Here is a 14,309-nt window from a genome sequence, read left to right as displayed (position 1 = left end):
AATGGCAAGTGCAAATAATGCCAAGAAGGGCGCAAATGTCCGCATGAAGCGGAAAGAGCGCAAGAATATTGCTGCTGGTCAGGCTCATATCCAGTCTACCTTCAACAATACCGTTGTTACCATCACCGACCTGCAGGGTAATGCAGTGTCCTGGTGCTCCTCTGGCTCCCTGAACTTCCGTGGCAGCCGCAAGAGCACTCCGTTTGCAGCCCAGTCTGCTGCTGAGACCGCAGCAAAGGTCGCAATCGAGCATGGCATGAAGACCGTTGAGGTCTACGTCAAGGGCCCCGGCGCTGGCCGTGAGTCCGCTATCCGTGCACTTCAGGCTACCGGCCTGGAAGTCACCCTGATCAAGGACGTGACTCCCATCCCCCACAACGGCTGCCGTCCCCCGAAGCGCCGTCGTGTCTGATCGAAGGAGGAAATTGAATTATGGCAAAGAATACGCAGCCTATCGCAAAGCGTTGCAAGGCCCTGGGCATTTCTCCTGCGGTCATGGGCTATGCAAAGAAGAATACCACCCGCAACTCCAATGGCAACATGCGCAAGAAGCAGTCTGAGTACGCTTCTCAGCTGAAGGAAAAGCAGAAGGTCAAGTTCATCTACGGCGTTCTGGAAAAGCAGTTCCACAATGCTTACCTGCGTGCTGAGGCAATGCCCGGCAAGACCGGTGAGAACCTGCTCCAGCTCATGGAGCGCCGCCTGGACAACGTCGTGTTCCGCCTGGGCTTTGCTCAGACCCGCCGCGACGCCCGCCAGCTGGTGAGCCACGCTCACTTCACCGTCAATGGCAAGAAGGTCAACATCCCCTCTTACCAGATCAAGGCCGGTGACGTGATCGAGGTCCGTGAGTCCAGCCGTTCTTCTGCAAAGTTCGCAAAGCTGACTGGCCCTGAGGCTCCCGTCGTGGCTCTGCCTTCCTGGCTGGACCGCGAGGCCGGCACCCTGAAGGGCGTCGTCACCAAGCTCCCTGAGCGCAGCGACATCGACTACGAAGTTGCAGAGCACCTCATCGTCGAGCTGTACTCCAAGTAATCCATTAAGAAGGATGCGCCTTCCGGATGGATGGCAGTCTTTCGCATTCTTTTCTTTGAAAGAATTTAATAATGGGCCGACGGCAACGTCGGTTTGACAAGGAGGGCATAGATATGATGGAGATTGAACGTCCCAAAATCGAAACGGCAAGCCTGTCCCCGGATGGCCGCTACGGCAGATTCGTCGCGGAGCCCCTGGAACGTGGCTTTGGCATCACACTGGGCAACAGCCTGCGTCGTGTGCTTCTTTCCTCTCTGCCCGGTGTCGCCGTGACCAGCGTCAAGATCGACGGCGTGGTCCACGAGTTCTCCACCATTGAGGGCGTCAAGGAAGACGTTACCGAAATTGTCCTGAACCTGAAGGGTATTGCTGCAAAGCTGTACACCGATGGTCCGAAGACAGTGCGTGTTGAGGCAGTGGGCCCCTGTGAGGTCACCGCTGACAACATCAAGCAGGGCGACGATATTGAGATCCTGAACCCTGAATGGCACATTGCGACCCTGGGCGAGGGCGGCAAGCTCGTCATGGAGCTCACCTTCGATAAGGGCCGCGGCTATGTGCCCGCAGAGCGCAATAAGCAGGCCATCGTCGAGAAGAACGACATCAACACTCTTCCCGTCGATAGCATTTACACCCCTGTTCTCAAGGTGAATTACAATGTTGAGAACACCCGTGTTGGCCAGGCAATCGATTACGACAAGCTGACCATTGAGGTTTGGACCGATGGCACGATCAATGCGCAGGAGGCCGTTTCTCTGGCTGCCCGTGTGCTGACCGAGCACCTGAACCTGTTCGTCAACCTGTCCGATGAGGCCGCTGGCACCGAGATCATGGTGGAGAAGACCAACGACGACAAGGAGAAGGCTCTGGAGATGACCATCGAAGAGCTGGATCTGAGCGTCCGTTCCTTCAACTGCCTGAAGCGTGCCGGTATCAACACGGTCGAGGATCTGGTCAGCAAGAGCGAGGACGAAATGATGAAAGTTCGCAACCTCGGCCGCAAGAGCCTGGAGGAAGTCATGGCGAAGCTGGACTCCCTCGGCTTCAAGCTGAACACAGACGATGAATAACTAAAATAATTAAGGAGTGAAACGGGATGCCCGGTACCAGAAAGCTCGGTAGAACCAGCGACAGCCGCAACGCTATGATGCGCGCCATGGTTACCTACCTGTTGGAGAATGGCAAGATTGAGACCACTGTCACTCGCGCTAAGGACGTTCGTTCCATGGCCGAGAAGATGATCAGCCTTGGCAAGGCAAGCGACCTGCACACCAAGCGTCAGGTGTATGCCTACATCACCAAGGAAGATGTTGCAAAGAAGCTGTTTGATGAGATCAGCCCCAAGTACGCTGACCGCAACGGCGGCTACACCCGCATCATCAAGATCGGCGCTCGCCGCGGCGACGCTGCTGAGATGGCAGTTCTGGAGCTCGTCTGATCGACTCTGACTGTAGAAACAGTGTAACGAAACGCTCTTTCCCTTCGGGGAGAGGGCGTTTTTTGTTGCCCGGAGGCGCGATTCGTGCTATACTGAATACTGTATACGCAGCCGGGAGTTTTCCACAGAGAGGAGGGACTGCGGTTGAAACGACGACATTTCCTGTCGCTTGCGGCCTGCTGCCTGCTGGGGCTGCTGCCGGGGTGCAGCTTCCCCATGACGGACAACATGCAGGTCGAGGATCTGCTGCGCGCTCCGCGCCTTTCAGGCGATTACGGTGCGCTGCAAAGTGCCCTGAACGACTGGCTGGGCGAGAGTGCGCAGCTCAAATACCCCATGCAGGGGGAGCTGCTTTCGCCCTTTCTGCTGCAGGATCTGGACGGCGACGGTGAACAGGACGCCGCCGTGCTCTACACGACCGCCCAGTCCTCCAACGTCTGCATCGCCTTTTTGCAGAAGGATGCCGCAGGCGCATGGAAGGTGCAGCAGACCATCGAGGGTCTGGCTGACACGGTGGACAATGTCCGGCTGGCGCAATTGCAGGACGGAAACGCTGTGCAGCTGGTGGTGGGCTATCTGGCCGCGCAGGGGGACAGCTATCTGGCCGTCTATTCCTACGAACACGGCGAGGTGAACGCCATTCTGGAGCAGTCCTACGAGCAGTACCTCGTGGAGGACATCACCGGCGGCGGCAACGAAGACCTGATCCTGATGTCCACGCTGGAGGACGGCGGAGTGCAGATCGAGCTGCTGACCGTGAACCGGGACGGCAGCTTCCAGCAGGTGGCCGTCATGGGCCTGTCGGCAGACAAGTTCTCCGGCTGCGCCTCGGTGGCGTCGGGCCTGGGAGCGGACGGCCGGCATTATCTGGTGCTGGACGGCTGGACCGGCATTTCCGGCAACAATCTGGCTACGGTGCTCCTGCGCTTCGATGAAGAGAGCCAGCAGATGATCCCAGCCGAGCAGATCAGCGCCAGCGCGCTCTACAGCGCCTCGCTGCGTAATGTGCCGAACCTCGTCAGCCGTGACCTGGACGGCGACGGCACGGTGGAAATCCCCACCCAGCCGGACGAGGCCGGTCTGCTGAACATGAGCCAGAGCCGACGGATGGACTTCATCGTCTGGATGGACTACACCCGGCCCGACCCGGAAAAGAGCTTCGGCCTGCTGGACGAAGAGACGAACTGTTACATCGAGCTGCCCGCCGAGTGGGAGGGCAACCTGCTGCTCACCGACAGCGCCGACATCGACGATGCGGTGGAGCTGCGCACGGTGGACGAAAACAAGCTGGTGCTCACCCTGCGGCTGGTGCCGTCCAGCGCCAGCGCGGCGGGCTGGACCCGGCTGGGCGTGGTGGCATCCCGCCAGATGCAGGCAAAGCTGGGCGAGGATGCCGTCATCCAGGACCAGACCTATCGGCTGTCCCGCTCGCTGTATCGGCTGAACTGAGCCTGTCCGGCCGATTGGATGCAGTACAAAAGAAATCGCTTGAAAAAAGGCCGGCCCCGTGGTCATACCGGGGCGGAATAGAACGGAGGCATGTTGTAGATGGTCAAGGTACTTGTTGTGGAGGACGAAGCCAGCATCCGCGAGATGATCGCGCTGAACCTGCGGCGGGCCGGGATGGAGGCCGTGGAGGCCGACAGCGCCGAGGCTGCGCTCCCGCTGCTGGAGCAGAGACCGGGCTGCGATGCGGCCATTCTGGATGTGATGCTGCCCGGCATGAACGGCTTCTCGCTCTGCGAGACCATCCGCCGCACCGACCAGAAGATCGGCATCATCATTCTCAGCGCCAAAGGGCAGGAGCAGGATAAGATCCGCGGTCTGTCCATCGGTGCCGACGACTATATGACCAAGCCGTTCAGCGTCAGCGAGCTGCTGGCCCGCGTGGAGGCGCTCTGCCGCCGTGTGAACCGCTCGGCGGGCGGGGAGAACGGAAAGGAAGCAGCTCCCGCCGCTCTCGTCAGCGGCGATTTTGTGCTGGACGAGAACCGCCGTGTCCTGCTCAAGGCAGGCCGCCCCATCGAGCTGACGCAGGTGGAGTTCCAGATCATGGAGCTGTTCTTCCACAACCCCGGCATCGCGCTGGTGCGGGAAAAGATCCTCAAGGGCGTCTGGGGCGAGAACTACTTCGGCGATGTGAAGATCGTGGATGTGAACATCCGCCGCCTGCGGATGAAGGTGGAGGACGAGCCGAGCCACCCGACCCACATCATGACGGTGTGGGGCTACGGCTACCGGTGGGAAGAATGACCCGCTCCGGCTCACAAAAGGCAGACTGAGGAAGGGAGGTGCGCAGGGTGAGAAGCGGAATTACGAGGCGATGGCTGCGGGGCAGCCTGATGCTGACGGTGCTGCTGTTGATACTGGTCGAAGGCATGTTCCTGTACAGCTGCTCACGCAACTACTACAACAGCGTCCAGCAGACGATGTACCGCCGCTTTTCCTCGGTGAACGGCCAGCTGAAGATGTACACCGGCGACACGGCCCAGAAAACTGCCGCCAACCGCAGCGTGGCCCTGCGCCGGATGGTGGAGCAGTTCTCCGATAAGGACAAATACGAGTTTATGCTGCTGGACAGCTACGGCGGCGTCATCGCATCGTCCAGCGGCACCGATGCCGAGGGCATCCTGAGCAGTGTTGACTTTGAGCGGGCGCAGGAGAACGCCGACGGCATGGGGATGGCCATCTACCGCACCGCCAGCAATGAGATGGTCATGGCCGTCTGCTGTCTGGTGCCCTATGCGGCCGAAGACGTGGCGGCCATGCGGCTCGTTACGAGCCTGACCCTCATCCAGAACCAGCTGAAGAGCGTCGTCCTCATCAGCATCGTGGTGATGGTGGTCATTCTGGGCTTTACGGTGGCGTCCGGTCTGTATTTCGTGCGCAGCATCGTGGTCCCGCTGGGGCAGGTGGAGCGCACCGCTGCCAGCATCGCGCGGGGCGAACTGGATGTCCGCCTGCCCGTGACCGGCGACAGCCGCGACGAGGTGGACCGCCTGCGCGGCACCATCAACCAGATGGCCGAGGGGCTGGAAGAGACCGAGAAGATGAAGAATGAGTTCATCAGCTCGGTGTCCCATGAGCTGCGCACACCGCTGACCTCCATCCGGGGCTGGGTGGAAACGCTGCGCACCCTCGACGACCCGGAGGACGAGAACTACCGCAAGGGCTTGGAGATCATCAACAACGAGACGGCCCGCCTGTACAACATGGTGGAGGAACTGCTGGATTTCAGCCGCCTGCAGAACGGCCGCCTGAAGATGGACTGCCGCCTGCTGGACCTTGTGGCCGAGCTGACAGACGCCGTCCTCTTCTGCGAGGCCCGCATCCAGCGGGAGGGGCTGCTGCTCTCCTACAACGAGCCGGAGGAGATGATCCCCGTCTATGCCGACCCGGACCGCCTGCGGCAGGTGTTCATCAACATCCTGGACAATGCCATCAAGTATTCGGCTCCCGGCGGGCGCATCACCGTGAAGATCTGGCAGGGCGAGTATAAGGCCTTCATCGAGATCATCGACCAGGGCCGGGGCATCCCGCCGGAAGACCTGGAAAACGTGAAGACCAAGTTCTACAAGGGCAGCAACTCAGTGCGCGGCAGCGGCATCGGTCTGGCGCTGGTGGATTCCATCATGACGGCGCTGGACGGAACGCTCGACCTCAAGAGCACCCTGGGCCGGGGCACCGTGGTCACGCTGGGCCTGCCCCTTTATAAGCGCTGAGAAGATTTAGACACAATTTTGCGGTAAAATGAGAACTGCAAAAAAATCGCCCGCCCGGCTCAGCCGTGCGCGGGGACAGGAGACATGGATGAATCAACCAAAACAGGAACGTTTCAAAACGAGCGTGGGCGGGCAGGCCCTGATGGAAGGCATCATGATGCGCGGCCCGAAGAACATCTGCTGCGCGGTGCGCAAGCCGGACGGCACCATTGAGACAAAGATCGAGCCGACCCCAACCCACGGCATCTGGACGAAGATCCCCCTCGTGCGGGGAGCCATCTCGATGGTGGAGAGCCTCATCATGGGCTACCGGTACATGATGTATTCCGCACAGGTGAGCATGGGCGACGACTACGACCCCGAAGAGGAGGAGACCGCCTTTGAAAAATGGGTGGGCGACCACCTGGGCAAAAAAGCCGAGGATGTCCTGCTGGGCGCTGCCGCCGTGTTGGGCGGGCTGTTTGCCATCCTGCTGTTCACGGTGCTGCCGACCGTTCTGGTGGGCGGCGTCAACCGGTTGCTCCCGCTGGGCCGGTGGAGCAAGGTCGTCCTCGAAGCGGTCCTGAAGGTGGCCATATTCCTGAGCTATATGGTCGCCATTTCCAAAATGAAGGAGATCCACCGCGTGTTCGAGTACCACGGGGCCGAGCACAAGACCATCGCCTGCTATGAGGCCGGGGATGCGCTCACCGTGGAGAACGTCCGTAAATATACCCGCTTCCACCCCCGCTGCGGCACCAGCTTTCTGATCCTGGTCGTCATCGTCAGCGTCTTCCTGTACAGTGTGCTGCCCTGGTCCAGCACCGGGCTGCGGGTGGTGTTCAAACTGCTGCTCCTGCCGGTGGTCATGGGCATCAGCTACGAGCTGCTAAAGTGGTGCGGCCGGTCCGACAACCTTGCCACCCGCATCATCCGACAGCCCGGCATCTGGGTGCAGCATCTGACCGTGTTCGAGCCGGACGACAGCATGATCGAAGTGGCCATTGCGGCGGTGACGCCCGTCCTGCCCGAAGACCCGGAGGATGGCAGATGGTGAACGAAGGCATCCTGCCCCGCGCGGCGCTGCGGCAGGTGGAGGCCCGGCTCACCGAGGCGGGCTGCCCCGATGCCGATTTTGACGCGGCCGAACTCTTCCGGCTGGCGGTGGGCGCAGACGCCCGGCTGGCCACGGCTCCGCTGACCGCCGCACAGGCGGCGCAGCTGGAAGCCCTGACTGCCCGCCGTGCCGACCGTGAGCCGCTGCAATACCTCTGCGGCAGCTGGCCGTTCCTCGACTTTGAGCTGGCGGTGGGGCCCGGTGTGCTCTGCCCCCGTGCCGATACCGAAGTGGTGGCCGAGGCCGCCGCCGAACTGCTGCGGGGCGTCCCGCACCCGAAGGTGCTGGATCTCTGCGCCGGGACCGGCTGTCTGGGCCTGGGCGTCCAGCGGTTCTGCCCGGCGGCAGAGGTGACGAGCTTGGAAAAAAGCCCGGCGGCGTTTGCGTATCTGACCCGGAATGCCCGCCTGCCCAATGGGCTGCATCTGACCCCGGTGCAGGGAGACCTGTTCACCTATTGGGAGACTCTGCCGGAAGGGGAGCTGGACCTCATCGTGTCCAACCCGCCCTACCTGACCGCGGCCGAGATGAGGCAGCTGCAGCCCGAAGTGGCGCAGGAACCGGCCATGGCGCTGGCAGCGGGGGAGGACGGCCTTGTATTTTACCGCGCCCTCGCGGAACACTACCAGAGAGCGCTCCGCCCCGGCGGTGCGCTGGCGCTGGAGATCGGCTGGCAGCAGCGGGAAGCCGTCACGGACCTGCTGGAAGCAAACGGCTGGGTCGGGATCGCCTGCCGGAAGGACTACGGCGGCAACGACCGGGCCATAACGGCGCGAAGAAGCGGTAAGTGAAGCTGCCTGCCGCAAGATGCGAGGGCCTGCCCGGCCTGCCGAAGGGCGAGGGTTTGCGCCGACTTGCGAGTCAGCTTGCGAGGGAAAAATAATCGAAAAAACAAACAACTTCCTGTTGTAATATTCTGGATTTGTGATATACTATTAGAGAAAGAATCGGAATGCCCCGCGCAGGCGGCGGAACGAGCCGCGCCGGGAGAGGACAGCAAAGGAGAACACTATGGCAGCAAAGAATCAGAACACGGTCGTCACCGCGACCCAGAAGACCGAGCCGGGTGCCAAGAAGGACGCGCTGGCGACCGCGCTGGCCCAGATCGAAAAGCAGTTCGGCAAGGGTGCCGTCATGAAGCTGGGCGACAATGCCGCCATGCAGGTGGAAGCCATCTCCACCGGCAGCCTGGGCCTGGATATGGCGCTGGGTGTGGGCGGTGTGCCGCGTGGCCGCATCGTCGAGGTGTACGGCCCGGAATCCAGCGGTAAGACCACGCTGGCCCTGCACATCCTGGCCGAGGCCCAGAAGCAGGGCGGCGAGGTCGCCTTCATCGACGTCGAGCACGCGCTGGACCCCGTGTATGCCGAGGCACTGGGCGTGGACATCAACAACCTGCTGGTCAGTCAGCCGGACACCGGTGAGCAGGCCATGGAGATCTGCGAGGCGCTGGTCCGTTCCGGTGCCATCGACGCCATCGTCGTGGACTCGGTCGCCGCCATGGTCCCCCGCGCCGAGATCGAGGGCGAGATGGGCGACAGCCACGTCGGCCTGCAGGCCCGCCTGATGAGCCAGGCCATGCGCAAACTGACCAGCGTCATTGGCAAGACCAACACGGTCTGCGTCTTCATCAACCAGCTGCGTGAGAAGGTCGGCGTCGTCTACGGCAACCCCGAAGTCACCACTGGCGGCCGTGCACTGAAGTATTATTCCTCGGTGCGCATCGACATCCGCCGTGTGGAGGGCCTGAAGGACTCCTCCGGCCAGTTCATCGGCAACCACACCCGTGCCAAGATTGTGAAGAACAAGGTGGCCCCTCCGTTCCGTGAGGCCGAGTTCGACATCATGTTCGGCGAGGGTATTTCCAAGATGAGCGAGCTCATCGATCTGGGCGTCAAGCTGGGCATCGTCCAGAAGAGCGGTGCATGGTTCAACTATGGCGATATCCGCCTGGGCCAGGGCCGCGACAACGCCAAGCAGTTCCTGCGGGACAACCCGGAGCTGGCCAACGACATCGAGGGCCAGATCCGCGCCAATGCCGACAAGCTCTATGCCACCCGCCGCACCGCAAAGGCAGCCGCCGCTGCACCGGACGCCGGCAGCAAGGCCGAGTCCGCCCCGGCCAAGGAGCCGGTGGTCAAGGCTCCCGTCCGCAGCAGCGAGAGCGAACTGGACATCATGGTGGAAGAGTAAATGGCATTTTACCGTGGAGCCCGCCGCCCGCTGGACGAGGCGGAAAAATCCACCGATGCGGCCAAGGCCCGTGCCCGCGCGATGGAGCTGCTGGCTGGGCAGGAGCTGTCCTCCGGCGGCCTCTACGAGCGGCTGAACCGCCGCTTTGCCGGGCAGACGGCTGCCGCCGTGGTGGCTGAGATGGTGGAGCGGGAGTATGTCAACGATGCGCGCTATGCCGAGACCCGCGCCCATGGCCTGCTGGCGGCGAAAAAAAGCCGCCGCGCTGCTGCACAGAATCTGCGGCAGAAGGGCTTGAGCGCCCCGCAGATCGAACAGGCGCTGGACACGGTCTATGCCGCCGACGAGACCGGGGAAGACCCGGAGCTGGAAGCCGCCGCCGCGCTGGTGGCCAGCCGCTACCGCAAAAAACTGGAAGCCGGACGCCGCGACCTCGTGGTGGCCGCTCTGATGCGCCGGGGCTTTGCATATGCCGTTATTAAGGAAGCGATTAAACGGATCGAAGAAGAGTAACAGATCCTCTGTACAACCTCTCAGTCTCGCATCCGCTCGACAGCCATTCCCCTTCTGGCGTTTACACGCCACCTCCCCCGGCCGGGGGAGTCTTTCCTAGTAGGGGAGCCTCTGGCAAAACCAGAAACTTTGCGAGGACTGCCAAGGCCTCCCCTACAAGGGGAGGTGGCAATGCGAAGCATTGACGGAGAGGTTGCATGAAGGAGAACCCAATTGTAGAAGAAAGAGAGTAGCATCCCCTTATGAAAATTGCATGTATTTCCCTTGGCTGCCCGAAGAACCAGGTCGATCTGGACGGCATGGTCCACATCCTGCTGTCTGCCGGGCACGAGACCGTGGCCGAGCTGGGTGAGGCCGATGTCATTCTGGTCAACACCTGCGGCTTCATCGAGAGCGCCAAGACCGAGGCCATCGAGAACATCCTCGAAGCCTGCTCCTACAAGCAGCAGAACCCCGATCTGAAGGTCATCGTCACTGGCTGCCTGGCCGAGCGCTACCGCAGCCAGATCGAGGAGGAGATCCCCGAAGTGGACGCCGTGGTCGGCTGCGCCTCCAACAAGGCCATTGACTCCATCGTGGCCCGCCTGTTCAACGGCGAGGACCACCTCGAAAGCTACGGCCTGAAGAAGGATTTCCCGCTGGGCGGCAAGCGCGTCATCGGCACCCCCGCCCACTATGCGTACTTAAAGATCGCCGAAGGCTGCAACAACCGCTGCCACTACTGCGCCATCCCCGGTATCCGCGGCCCGCTGCGCAGCCGTGATATGGCCGACTGTGTGGCCGAGGCCCGCTGGCTGGCCGGTGAGGGCGTCAAGGAGCTTATCATCGTGGCGCAGGACCCCACCGCCTATGGTGAGGACTGGGGCAAGCCCGGCAGCATCTGCGAGCTGCTGGATCAGCTGAACAAGGTCCAGGGCATCGAGTGGATCCGCATCATGTACGCCTACCCGGAGCGGATCACCGATGCGTTCATTGCCGCCATGAAGCGGAACGAGAAGGTCCTGCCTTACCTCGATCTGCCCATCCAGCACTGCAACGATGTCATCCTCAAGAACATGAACCGCCGCTCCAACCGCGCGGAGCTGCTGGACGTCATCGGCAAGCTGCGCCGCGAGATCCCCGGCATCACCCTGCGCACCACCCTGATCGCAGGCTTCCCCGGCGAGACCGAGGAGCAGTTCGAAGACCTGTGCAACTTCGTCAAGGAAGTGCAGTTCGACCGTCTGGGCTGCTTTGCCTACTCGGCTGAGGAGAACACCGTGGCCGCCCGCATGGACGGCCAGATCGAGCAGGAGGTCAAGGAGAAGCGCGCCGAGCTGGTGATGCAGATCCAGACCGGCATCATGGCCCAGAAGCAGGCGGCCAAGGTGGGCCAGACCGTCCGCGTCATCTGCGACGGCATCGACGACGAGAGCGGCCTGTACCTCTGCCGCACCGCAGCCGATGCCCCCGAAGTGGACGGCAACGTCTGCGTTTCCAGCGAAGAGCCGCTGTATCCCGGCGCGTTCTATGACATCCTGGTGGACGACAGCGACCTTTACGATCTGTATGGTACTGTCGAAAAATAACAAATTGGAGGGTAAAACGTATGAATCTGCCCAATAAACTGACCCTGTGCCGCATCATTCTGGTGCCCGTCTTCATGATCTTCGTCTCGCTGACCGAGTTTGGCACCGAGACCTTCAACGCCACATGGTATCTGGTGGCAGGCATCGTCTTTGCCGCTGCCAGCTTCACCGATTATCTGGACGGCCATCTGGCCCGCAAGTGGCACATGGTCACCGACTTCGGCAAGTTTGCCGACCCGCTGGCCGACAAGCTGCTGACCACGGTGGCCCTCATCTACATGATGCGGGACGGCGTGTGCAGCCCCGTGGTGCTCTGCATCATCCTGGCCCGCGAGTTCGCGGTGTCCGGCCTGCGGATGGTCGCCGCCGGTGCGAAGGACGGCAAGGTCATCGCGGCCAATATGTGGGGCAAGGTGAAGACGGTGCTGCAGATGCTGACCATCATCTTCTACTTCTTCGGCATCTCGCTGACCTATGGCAATACCGTCCTCGGCAATCTGAACGTCTGGCTCATCTCCGACTGGCTGTGCTGGCTGGTGGCAGCGGCCACCGCCATCTCCGGCATCAAGTATCTGTGGGACAACCGCAGCTTCATCAACACGGCAAAATGATCCATTCTGGAATAAAATGAAACAAAATTCGCTTTTGGATAAGATTCGGCGGGTGTTGTCCATCCTGCTGAACCTGGCCGTGGTGCGGATGGAGCCCATCGCCATCCGGATGAGCTGGGAAGCGGTGGGCGAGCAGGCCCTGACCTTCTACACCGAAAACTCCAACCTCTTCTCGGCGGCGGTCTGCCTGCTGGTGGCAGTCTGCCAGCTGTGGGCGCTGCTGTCCGGCCGTGCGCTGCCCCGCTGGGTCAAGCGGCTGAAGTTCATTGCGGCCTGCTGCCTGACCCTGACCTTCCTGACGGTGGTCTTCGTGCTGGCACCCTACTACCCCGATGAGGGCGGTGTGGTGTTCCTGCTGACGGAAAGCTCCATGCTGTACCACCACCTGCTGAACCCGGTCCTCGTTTTTGTCTCCTTTGTCTTTCTGGAACGGGAGCCGCGGCTCCCGGCCCGGAACATCCCGCTGGCGCTGGTGCCGACGGCGATCTACGGAAGCATCGCCCTGTGGGCCAACTACCAGCGTCTGTGGACGGGGCCTTACCCCTTTTTGCTGGTGTATGAGCAGACGCCCCGGCAGACGGTGCTGTGGTGCGCGTGCATCCTGGCCGGGAACCTGATCTGCGCAGTGCTGGTCTGGTGGCTGGGGGGCAACAGCCGGAAACGCCGATAAACTGCAACCCAAAGAGCCTGTTTTCTGACGGCAGCTGCCGCCGGAAAACAGGCCCTTTTTGCGTGAAGCAGAGGGGAACGGATCAGTCCGCTTTCTTGTATTCTGCTTTCATGGCAGAATAGCCGATGAGGACAGTCCACACATAGGCGCAGGTCTTGGGGATCATCAGCAGGCCGATGACCGGGATCACATCGCCCCACAGCACCACCGGGATATAGAAGCCGAAGCTCAGCACGATGGTGAGCCACATCCAGCGGAACGCAGTGTCGTGGTGCTCTTTGGCGCTGCGGTAGAACAGCACGATGACCAGCAGGCCCAGCAGCGCGAAGGGGAGGTTGCGGTAGATGCCCCAGGACAGGGGAGAATGGTTGGTGAGCCACTGGTTCTGGGGCATCATGCAGAGGATCACACGGGCAGCCGACAGAGCGTAGACGGCCCAGGTCACGGCTTTCTGGCCCTGGATGTGGTAGCGCTGACGCCAGACGTAGTACAGCAGCACATAGAATACCGTCATGGTGACCGAGGTGATCCACTTGCCCAGACCTAGCTGGAAAGCGTAGCTGTCAAGGCCGGTGGTGCACAGAGCCAGTGCGCGGGGCACCAGATGGAAGGAATCACCGGCACCCAGCACCACAGCCATCCAGCCAAACAGCTGGAACTGGGCGGAGCCTTTGCTGTTCCGGATCATGCGGATGCCCACGGAAAGGACGGTGAGCAGATAAAAAATGTCAAAAAGCGTTTCAAAGATCGCACGCATCGTAAAAATCTCCTTTGTTGTCTGAAATGGGTGGAATGGGGGAATGCAGCGGGTTCCTGCCTGAGAGTACGGAACCTCACCTCCTTAATTGAACAACGTTCACTTTGACGGATAAAAAATCCCCACGAAACCGTGGGAAGTTTTTTAATAGATGGCCCGCCGGACGATCTCCAGCACCATGGACGGGTCGAAATCCTGCTGCACCAGCGCGGAAAGCATCTGGGAAAACAGGACCCCGGCAAACCGTTCGGCAGTGAACTGGTCGTTGAAGGCGTCCGGCCGGACGTTGGGGTCCTGCTGCAGGACGAAACACAGCTGCCGCAGGATGTGCTGCCACGCCTGCTGCATCTGCTGTTTTCCATCCGCCGTGCCCTGGTGCATAAAGCCAAAGGAGTGGTGGGTGAAAAAGCCGGGATACTGGGCGCAGCCGTATTCCAGCTGCCGATACATCCAGCGGACACAGGCCAGCGTGTCCCGGAAGACGGCTGCGTCCTCCGGGCGGTGGAAGATATCGTTCCAGATGCTTTCCACCGTGGCGCTCACCAGCTCGGTCTTGGATGCAAAGTAGTTGTAGATGCAGCCCACCGACACACCACAGGCCGCAGCCACGGCGCGGATGTTGACCGCTGCCCATCCATTTTGCTGGATGAGGGCACGACTGGCTTTTAAGATATCCTCTTTGGAGGTTGCGGTAAGATTCATGCGA

General features: G+C 61.3%; 16 protein-coding genes. 14 read left to right on the top strand and 2 right to left on the bottom strand.

Annotation, left to right across the window (positions count from 1 at the left end):
• The first annotated feature begins 1 nt into the window (after nt 1).
• The 14 genes from rpsK to J3350_RS07025 all read left to right on the top strand — a co-directional run bounded on the left by rpsK (nt 2) and on the right by J3350_RS07025 (nt 12,846).
• On the top strand, nt 2-412 hold the full coding sequence (gene rpsK / locus J3350_RS07090) for a 30S ribosomal protein S11 (protein ID WP_005934894.1): 411 nt from the start codon (nt 2-4) through the stop codon (nt 410-412).
• A gap of 20 nt (nt 413-432) precedes the next feature.
• A complete protein-coding gene (rpsD, locus tag J3350_RS07085; RefSeq protein ID WP_097793116.1) occupies nt 433-1,035 on the top strand; it encodes a 30S ribosomal protein S4 in 603 nt (200 codons plus the stop codon).
• Nucleotides 1,036-1,148: 113 nt separating this feature from the next.
• Complete coding sequence (locus J3350_RS07080; RefSeq protein ID WP_097793115.1) at nt 1,149-2,105, top strand: DNA-directed RNA polymerase subunit alpha; 957 nt, start codon at nt 1,149-1,151, stop codon at nt 2,103-2,105.
• Between the two features lie 26 nt (nt 2,106-2,131).
• Entirely contained in the window at nt 2,132-2,473 is a 342-nt protein-coding gene (gene rplQ / locus J3350_RS07075) for a 50S ribosomal protein L17 (protein ID WP_005921819.1), read from the top strand.
• A 144-nt stretch (nt 2,474-2,617) separates the two neighbouring features.
• Nucleotides 2,618-3,922, top strand: a complete 1,305-nt coding sequence (locus J3350_RS07070) for a hypothetical protein (RefSeq protein ID WP_242700174.1) — start codon at nt 2,618-2,620, stop codon at nt 3,920-3,922.
• A 99-nt stretch (nt 3,923-4,021) separates the two neighbouring features.
• Nucleotides 4,022-4,726, top strand: a complete 705-nt coding sequence (locus tag J3350_RS07065; RefSeq protein ID WP_207686160.1) for a response regulator transcription factor — start codon at nt 4,022-4,024, stop codon at nt 4,724-4,726.
• Nucleotides 4,727-4,773: 47 nt separating this feature from the next.
• A complete protein-coding gene (locus J3350_RS07060; RefSeq protein WP_207686159.1) occupies nt 4,774-6,195 on the top strand; it encodes a HAMP domain-containing sensor histidine kinase in 1,422 nt (473 codons plus the stop codon).
• A gap of 88 nt (nt 6,196-6,283) precedes the next feature.
• Nucleotides 6,284-7,231, top strand: a complete 948-nt coding sequence (locus J3350_RS07055) for a DUF1385 domain-containing protein (protein ID WP_207686158.1) — start codon at nt 6,284-6,286, stop codon at nt 7,229-7,231.
• Nucleotides 7,225-8,082, top strand: coding sequence for a peptide chain release factor N(5)-glutamine methyltransferase (prmC, locus tag J3350_RS07050; protein ID WP_207686157.1), 858 nt, complete (start codon nt 7,225-7,227; stop codon nt 8,080-8,082). The genes J3350_RS07055 and prmC overlap by 7 nt, the downstream gene beginning before the upstream one ends.
• 220 nt (nt 8,083-8,302) lie before the next feature.
• The gene (recA, locus tag J3350_RS07045; protein ID WP_097793110.1) at nt 8,303-9,484 is read left to right on the top strand and encodes a recombinase RecA; all 1,182 of its coding nucleotides are present in this window, start codon (nt 8,303-8,305) and stop codon (nt 9,482-9,484) included.
• Nucleotides 9,485-9,997: a regulatory protein RecX gene (locus tag J3350_RS07040; RefSeq protein WP_207686156.1), complete on the top strand. Its 513-nt coding sequence runs from the start codon at nt 9,485-9,487 to the stop codon at nt 9,995-9,997.
• Nucleotides 9,998-10,239: 242 nt separating this feature from the next.
• Complete coding sequence (gene rimO / locus J3350_RS07035; protein ID WP_097793108.1) at nt 10,240-11,565, top strand: 30S ribosomal protein S12 methylthiotransferase RimO; 1,326 nt, start codon at nt 10,240-10,242, stop codon at nt 11,563-11,565.
• 20 nt (nt 11,566-11,585) lie between these two features.
• A complete protein-coding gene (gene pgsA / locus J3350_RS07030; RefSeq protein ID WP_207686155.1) occupies nt 11,586-12,176 on the top strand; it encodes a CDP-diacylglycerol--glycerol-3-phosphate 3-phosphatidyltransferase in 591 nt (196 codons plus the stop codon).
• 16 nt (nt 12,177-12,192) lie between these two features.
• The gene (locus J3350_RS07025; RefSeq protein ID WP_207686154.1) at nt 12,193-12,846 is read left to right on the top strand and encodes a hypothetical protein; all 654 of its coding nucleotides are present in this window, start codon (nt 12,193-12,195) and stop codon (nt 12,844-12,846) included.
• 82 nt (nt 12,847-12,928) lie between these two features.
• Here J3350_RS07025 and J3350_RS07020 read toward each other — a convergent pair whose 3' ends face one another.
• Nucleotides 12,929-13,603, bottom strand: a complete 675-nt coding sequence (locus J3350_RS07020) for a hypothetical protein (RefSeq protein WP_118553490.1) — start codon at nt 13,601-13,603, stop codon at nt 12,929-12,931.
• A 144-nt stretch (nt 13,604-13,747) separates the two neighbouring features.
• The gene (locus J3350_RS07015; protein WP_207686153.1) at nt 13,748-14,305 is read right to left on the bottom strand and encodes a TetR/AcrR family transcriptional regulator; all 558 of its coding nucleotides are present in this window, start codon (nt 14,303-14,305) and stop codon (nt 13,748-13,750) included.
• Between the last annotated feature and the right edge of the window lie 4 nt (nt 14,306-14,309).

Origin of the sequence: Faecalibacterium sp. Marseille-Q3530, from assembly GCF_017377625.1 — a bacterium.
In the GTDB taxonomy this organism is placed as follows: Bacteria; Bacillota; Clostridia; order Oscillospirales; family Ruminococcaceae; genus Faecalibacterium; species Faecalibacterium prausnitzii_E.
Note: the sequence above shows the minus strand (reverse complement) of the source record. Positions and strands in the feature narration are given on the sequence as shown.